Source organism: Collinsella aerofaciens, from assembly GCF_015553355.1.
GTDB classification, from domain to species: Bacteria; Actinomycetota; Coriobacteriia; order Coriobacteriales; family Coriobacteriaceae; genus Collinsella; species Collinsella aerofaciens_V.
The window spans coordinates 1-1093 of sequence record NZ_JADNGN010000070.1; the positions used below are offsets into that span (position 1 = coordinate 1).

A 1093-nucleotide genomic window follows, 5' to 3' on the forward strand; every position below is an offset into this window, starting at 1 on the left:
GCGACCGAAGGTCGCGATCATAGGCGGCTTGACCGCCGCATGAAAACCGACTCGCTAATCCGAATCGCAATGCGGGCCGCGTCACCTTTCGACAAATCCAACAGCGCTACGAGTCACGCTAATGACTCTCCGCGCCATTGAAATTGTCGAAAGCTGCCTCAACTTTTTCGCAAGCGTCACGAAAACGATTCGACAAAGTCGAATGTTTGCGCCGCGGGCGTCGCAAACCCGCTGCGCGATATTGCAAATACTCGGCACCCCTCGCATTCGCATTACCGCTCCGCTCTCGCTACAGCGAATTTCTAACACTCAGCATCCTTCGCGTTAAAATTTCGCTTTCGCTCACGGTCTTCACGCGGTTACGACGCCGCGAGGCCTCTCGCTTGGAATGAGGCCTCTCATTCCACGTCTACACTGCGTTTCGCCCAATCACCGTTCCGGAGATTGCAAGATGTACGTAAATGGCCATAATTACATGCAAGCATGAACTATGGCCATTTACGATCTTGCTTTTCCCTCACACGGGAAAAGAAGACAGGCAAAGCTGAGTTCCGCTTTGTGCGCGAAGCGGTTTCGCCTTCGAGAAAAATTCAGCGGACTTTTCCAAATCTTGTTTCGGAGGCCACTCCGAAGCTGAAGGGATAAAAATGAGACGAAGCGAGAAAGTCGAAGCGACGTTGACCGCTGAAGAAAAGGAAATTCTTCAGCGCCTCTGTGGCGAAGCCGGTTGCACGGAAGCTGAACTAATCCGCTCCGTTTTGATTAGCCGTTCGATTGCTCTCGACGGTCTTGAGACTGGAAAGAAAATCGAGCACGAGAAAAATAAAGCGCTGCACAACTGCAAGCGCAAACACGCTTCAAAAAAATCTGGCGAGTGCGGTGAAGCCATCGCCGAGAACGCCGAGAAACGTGACGTTTCGTTTCATGTGATGCTGACCGCTCCAGAAAAAAAGGCGATCGAACAGCGGGCGGCAGTGCTTGGCATCTCTGTAAGCGAGTTGGTTCGCCGCAGCGCGATCTACGGAAAGATTGAATCATTCAACTTCGATATTGCTGAAGTTGAAAAACTCCATCATGAGTTATTGAAGGAAGG

At 51.4% G+C, this 1093-nt stretch carries 1 protein-coding gene; it reads left to right on the forward strand.

Annotated features, from left to right (window positions below):
• Nucleotides 1-647: 647 nt before the first annotated feature.
• On the forward strand, nucleotides 648-1093 hold a 446-nt coding region (locus I2D57_RS09810), incomplete at its 3' end, for a plasmid mobilization protein (RefSeq protein WP_195362348.1).